The organism is Paenibacillus sp. 7523-1 (genome assembly GCF_002276415.1).
In the GTDB taxonomy this organism is placed as follows: domain Bacteria; phylum Bacillota; class Bacilli; order Paenibacillales; family Paenibacillaceae; genus Paenibacillus; species Paenibacillus illinoisensis_A.
In genome coordinates, this window is sequence record NZ_NPBR01000034.1 from 42,728 (window position 1) to 48,876 (window position 6,149).

At 45.3% G+C, this 6,149-nt stretch carries 4 protein-coding genes; all 4 read right to left on the minus strand.

Annotated features, from left to right (window positions below; all coding sequences use genetic code 11):
- Nucleotides 1–96: 96 nt before the first annotated feature.
- The 4 genes from serS to guaB all read right to left on the minus strand — a co-directional run bounded on the left by serS (nucleotide 97) and on the right by guaB (nucleotide 5,838).
- Nucleotides 97–1,380, minus strand: a complete 1,284-nt coding sequence (gene serS / locus CHH60_RS29185; RefSeq protein WP_095293450.1) for a serine--tRNA ligase — start codon at nucleotides 1,378–1,380, stop codon at nucleotides 97–99.
- A gap of 286 nt (nucleotides 1,381–1,666) precedes the next feature.
- The gene (gene pdxT, locus CHH60_RS29190) at nucleotides 1,667–2,248 is read right to left on the minus strand and encodes a pyridoxal 5'-phosphate synthase glutaminase subunit PdxT (RefSeq protein ID WP_095362321.1); all 582 of its coding nucleotides are present in this window, start codon (nucleotides 2,246–2,248) and stop codon (nucleotides 1,667–1,669) included.
- Nucleotides 2,249–2,572: 324 nt separating this feature from the next.
- A complete protein-coding gene (locus tag CHH60_RS29195) occupies nucleotides 2,573–3,961 on the minus strand; it encodes a D-alanyl-D-alanine carboxypeptidase family protein (RefSeq protein WP_095362322.1) in 1,389 nt (462 codons plus the stop codon).
- 419 nt (nucleotides 3,962–4,380) lie between these two features.
- On the minus strand, nucleotides 4,381–5,838 hold the full coding sequence (guaB, locus tag CHH60_RS29200) for an IMP dehydrogenase (RefSeq protein ID WP_095293447.1): 1,458 nt from the start codon (nucleotides 5,836–5,838) through the stop codon (nucleotides 4,381–4,383).
- Between the last annotated feature and the right edge of the window lie 311 nt (nucleotides 5,839–6,149).

Below are 6,149 nucleotides of genomic sequence, written 5' to 3' on the forward strand. Positions count from 1 at the left end.
ATTAAAAAAGCAAGCTTTAGAATAAAAAAAACCCGTCATAAATAATTGACGGGCTTTTTTGGTTGGCTTTATCATAATAAAACCCTATTCGCTATGTTAGGAACGACGTGCAATCACACTGATTCCACCCATGTAAGGACGCAATGCTTCAGGAATAACTACAGTCCCATCTTCTTGCTGATAGTTCTCGAGAATAGCTGCCACTGTACGTCCAACAGCCAGTCCGGATCCGTTCAGTGTGTGGACGAACTCAGGCTTAGCCTTCGGCTCTCTACGGAAACGAATGTTGGCACGGCGCGCCTGGAAGTCTTCACAGTTCGAGCAGGAAGAGATTTCACGATATGTATTGCTTTCTGGCAACCATACCTCGAGATCATAGGTTTTCGCGGAAGTGAAGCCCATGTCCGCTGTACACAGCGCTAAAACACGGTATGGCAACTCCAGCAGTTGAAGCACACGTTCTGCATTTTGCGTCATTTTCTCCAATTCCTCGTAAGACGTTTCAGGAGAAGACAATTTCAACAACTCAACCTTATTGAACTGATGCTGACGGATTAATCCACGTGTATCCCGTCCAGCAGAGCCGGCTTCAGATCGGAAACATGAGCTGTATGCCACGAAATGCTTCGGCAGATCCTCTGCATTCAAAATCTCTTCGCGATGATAGTTCGTTACTGGAACTTCTGCGGTAGGGATTAGATAATACTCCGTATCCTTAAGCTTGAACAGATCTTCTTCGAACTTCGGCAATTGGCCTGTTCCGAAGAGGCTGTCGCGGTTGACGATATATGGAGGCAAAATCTCCTCATATCCATGCTGATCACTGTGCAGATCCATCATGAAGTTAATCAGAGCTCGCTCAAGACGTGCGCCAAGTCCTTTGTAGAACGTAAAACGGGAACCTGTTACTTTCGCAGCAGCCTCAAAATCAAGGATATCCAGATCCTGCGCAATCTCCCAATGTGCTTTTGGAGTAAAACCGAACGACTTCGGTTCAGACCAGCGGCGAATCTCTACATTATCATCCTCAGAGGCACCCACAGGTACACTCTCATTTGGAATGTTAGGGATGGCCATCGTCAGATCATTGATCTTCGCTTCCAGTTCCCGGACCTCTTCATCCATCGCTTTGATACGATCAGACACTTCACGCATCTCAACAATTAAATCATCCGCGTTCTCGCGATTCTTTTTCAGCTTAGCAACTTCACCGGATACTGTATTCCGGCGGTTCTTCAATGTCTCGCTCTCTTGCAGCAGTTCCCGGCGCTTTGCGTCCATCTCGGAAAATCCAGCAATGAGATCGAGTGACTTGCCACGGTTCGTTAACGCTTCTTCTACACGGGCGTATTCATTCCGCAATATCTTTACATCAAGCATTATATACTCCTCCTAAATGACCTCACAGAAAACATATCAATAAACCTAAGCCTATCACATAGCCTTTGTGGAGTCGCGTATAACTTCATCTTAATCATTTTCAACAATAAAAAAACAACCTATGAACCCCTGTGACACCCTACGCTGCGATTCCCGCTGTGTAAAGCAGATACGGGCAACATCAGGCATTTGACCAGATTCAGCTCCTCCAGCAGTCTTACAGATTGCAGAAGGAGTGTTCCAATCCACCAGGGTATCATAAGTTGTCTAATATGCACTATTGGTTCTATAACGACTGCTTATAGGATTGGGCCATATCTACAAAATAAGAATGCAAACGGTAGTCATCGGTCAATTCAGGATGATATGAGCAGGCCAGCAAGTTTCCTTGGCGCGCGGTAACAATCTCACCCTTATAAGTGGACAGAACCTCAACCTGTTCCCCAACACTCTCAATTAGAGGTGCGCGAATAAACACTGCTCTTACCGTTTCATCGATTCCTTTGACAGGCAGGTCTGTTTCAAAGCTTTCCCGCTGCCGCCCGAATGCATTTCTGGAGACAGTCATATCCATCAATTCCAAATGGGCTTCTTCCTGTCCTGAAATACGCTCAGCCATTACAATCAGGCCTGCACAGGTGCCGAATACCGGTTTACCCTTGGCAGCAAAGTCCCGAATAGGTTGCATGAAACCATATTTGCGCATCAATTTACCAATAGTGGTGCTCTCACCGCCAGGAAGGATCAGACCATCCAGTTCATCCAACTGCTCAACCTGTTTCACAGCCAGTCCCTCTGCACCAGCCCGCTCAACACTGCGAATATGCTCTGTAACCGCACCTTGAAGTGCTAATACACCTATCTTCATTTGCGTTCTCCTCTTCTACCAGCCGCGATCCTGTTATACGTCAAAAGCCGTAAGTTAGGAGATCCGTGCCCCGAGGTTTATGGACACTCCAGCAATCCATTTACCGTCCATGTAATGCGTTGTTGCTCCCACTATAACATGTGCAACTAACAAGGTTCTCCTTAGACTTTTGAACTGATTTATACGTAGAATTCTAACTTGATATTTTACCGGAAAAATTGTAAATACACAATGCATCCAGTCGCAATTTGGTGCTTATTGTCCTTATTCAGGTGAGGTAGATCGGAAACTTCTATGATCTGCAGTCATGCCCTATAGCATCAATTAGAACAGGTTTTTGATACCATCAAACAGATCAACGAAGAAGTCCTTTACCGCGCGGAAGAACAAACGGAACCAGCCGCCTTTTTCAGCCTCTTCTGCTGTGATCAGGTTCACTGTTTTCTCTTGTGGTTCAATACCATCAGCCTTATAGGTGTAGGTCACCGTTCCGACTTTCGTACCTGCTTTAATTGGAGCAACCAGCTTGTCTGCTTCCGTTACGTTTGCCTTAAAGGTAACATCCAGGTTTTGAGTGCCTTTGGGAACAACAAAGCTAACTGCATTGTCGGTCACTACGGGCACATTCGTTTCTTTACCTTTTTTCAGCGGAACAGCTTCCCAGCCAGTTACTTTGGTTTTGCCAGCGACAGCTTGCTTCACTTCGAAGTTGTTATAACCATAATCCAGTACTTTTTTCGTCTCTCTGAAACGTGCAGGCTCGGAATCGGTACCCATAACGACACTGATCAGGCGCATACCATCACGTTCAGCCGTTCCTGTGAAGTTATTCCCTGCATTTGTGGTATGGCCCGTTTTCATTCCATCTAAGCCTTCATAGGCGTAGCTTTTGAAATTGGTTATATCTTTATTCGCTTCCAACATCCAGTTGTAGTTGATAATTGGAGCTTTGTCATTGGGACGGAATTTATAAGATTGAATTGTTGTAAAGTCTGTGTAATCAGGGTGATCCTGAATGATATATCTGCACAGAATTGCTGCATCCAATGCAGACATAACTGTCTCTTTGTCTTCGGCTGGTTGGAAGTCCTTAGGCATATCCGCACGGTCAAGACCTGTGGAGTTAATAAAGAACGTATCCTTCATGCCCATTCGCTTTGCTTCATCATTCATCATTTTCACAAAAGCTTCTTCGGAACCGGCAACATATTCTGCCAATGCCACTGTTGCGTCATTTGCAGATCCAACGGCCATAGCAATATACAGCTCTTTGACCGTATGTTGATCGCCTTCAGCCAGGAAAATACGTGAGCCTATGCTCTCCGCTGCATTTCTTTTAACCGGAACTACATCATCCCAGCCAAACTTCCCTTGCTTGACCTGCTCAGCCACAATGTACTCGGTCATCATCTTCGTCATGCTGGCAGGCGGCATGGCTTTGTCCGCATTCACATTAAGCAGAATCTGGCCTGTCGAAGCCTCCATGAGTACGGCAGATCTAACTTCAAGTCCAAGTGAGTCAACGGAAGGAACCTGCACGGCTTTCTCGGTCTTCGTTGTTGTCGCAGCAGCAGTCAATACCTGACCCGAATCATTCGCAGCAGCCATCACCGGCATTACTGCAGACATGCAGAGCATATTGACCAGCATAACCGAGGCTACGCTTTTTTTGAGCATTTGGCGCTTCTTTTTGTTCATTTGTTTAGCTTTCAATGATAATACTCCCTTCGTTCCGAAGCTTCGCTTAATTGATGCTTCAGTGCAGCTTGAGCTGCGTTTTTCTTGGTCCTTAACGATCGTAGAAGATGTTGTGAAAAGTAGCTTTTTATGCGCTGTATCGAAAGAGCAATATCATTGCTCCATAAGTTTCATTATCGATTGTCACTTAGTTAGCATTATCCAATGCTTATGTAAAAGGACGTCCGCGCTTCTATATAGCTGGGCAACCTTTCGTGGCATTTGTTCCATGTGAAACAAGATTCATAGATTCACGTCAAAAAGCCGCCGCAACGCCCTAATCCGATAAAGGATCGTCACCGCTTTTTCTATTCTATCACAGGGGTATCCGCAAAAAAAGACAGGCCCGGCGAAAATCGCCAAGCCTGTCCTGGAAATGATTAACTCTCTTCAGATTACAACGAGTAGTTAGGTGCTTCTTTTGTAATTTGAACATCATGCGGATGACTTTCACGAAGTCCCGCGCCAGTAATACGGATAAAGCCTGTATCATTGCGGAGCTGCTCAAGGTTGCTTGTTCCGCAATAACCCATACCCGAACGCAGACCACCAATTAACTGATGAATGGTATCGGACAATGGACCTTTATAAGCTACACGTCCCTCGATGCCTTCCGGAACGAGTTTTTTGTCATCATCCTGGAAGTAACGATCTTTACTTCCTTGTTTCATTGCAGCCATTGAGCCCATACCGCGGTATACTTTGTAGCTACGTCCTTGAAAGATTTCAGTTTCTCCCGGGCTCTCTGCAGTTCCCGCAAACAAGCTTCCCAACATAACTGCATGTGCGCCTGCAGCCAGTGCCTTTGTAATCTCACCTGAATATTTGATCCCGCCGTCTGCGATGATTGGAACTCCATACTCGCGTGCGACAGTTGCACAATCGTAAACAGCAGTTACTTGAGGTACACCAATACCAGCAATAACACGTGTTGTACAAATGGAACCTGGACCAATACCCACTTTGACAACCGATGCACCTGCCTCGATCAGATCACGAGTAGCTTCACCAGTTGCTACATTACCTGCAATAATAGTCAAGTTCGGGAAACGCTCACGCAATTGACGAACAGCTTCGATAATGTTGATGTGATGTCCATGTGCAGAGTCTACAGTGATCAAGTCTACACCAGCTTGTACCAATGCATCTGCGCGTTCAAAAGTATCTTTGGAGATACCAATTGCGGCACCAACCAGGAGACGACCTTGCGCATCCTTGGCTGCATTAGGGAACTGAATAGCTTTTTCGATATCTTTAATCGTAATGAGACCTTTCAGTGTATTGGACTCATCCACCAAAGGAAGTTTCTCAATTTTGTGCTTTTGGAGAATTCCTTCTGCTTCTTGCAAGGTTGTACCTACAGGAGCAGTAACCAGATTCTCACGAGTCATGACTTCACTGATTTTAATACCGTAGTCATGGATGAAACGCAAGTCACGGTTAGTCAGAATCCCAACCAGCTTCTGATCACCTTCGACAATCGGTACACCGGAGATGCGATATTTCGCCATAACTTCTTCCGCATCCGATACCAGGTGCTCAGCTGTCAGTGAGAACGGATTGGTAATAACGCCGCTCTCCGAACGTTTAACCCGATCTACTTCTTCCGCTTGCTGTTCAACTGACATGTTTTTGTGGATAATTCCAATACCACCCTCACGTGCGATGGCAATGGCCAGAGTCGCTTCAGTAACGGTATCCATACCAGCACTGATCAGAGGGATATTCAGTTTTACACTATCGCTCAAACGAACCGATACATCCACTTCTTTAGGCAGTGTCTCGGATTTCCGTGGCACTAGCAATACATCATCAAAGGTCAAACCTTCCTTACCAAACTTATCTTCCCACACGCAGGTGTTCCTCCTTATGTTTGCTCAGCTTTACGGTCCAAAACCCGAAGATCTCAGGCAGTATTTATGCCGAAAATACGTTTTCTGAAAAATTTATTATTGCCATCTTAGCAAAGCGATATTTAGACTGTCAAGGAAAAGTGCCTGGTTATATCAGGTGTACTGTCTGATGCATACAACTGTGTTTCTTGAGCGGACAACTGCCGAATATGCCAAAAACACCATCCGTTTTTAAATGGCGTTTGTCCTCAAATTTTTTAACTTTGTTTCAAGTAAAACTACATAGCTTCCATATATTTACCTTTAAAAAC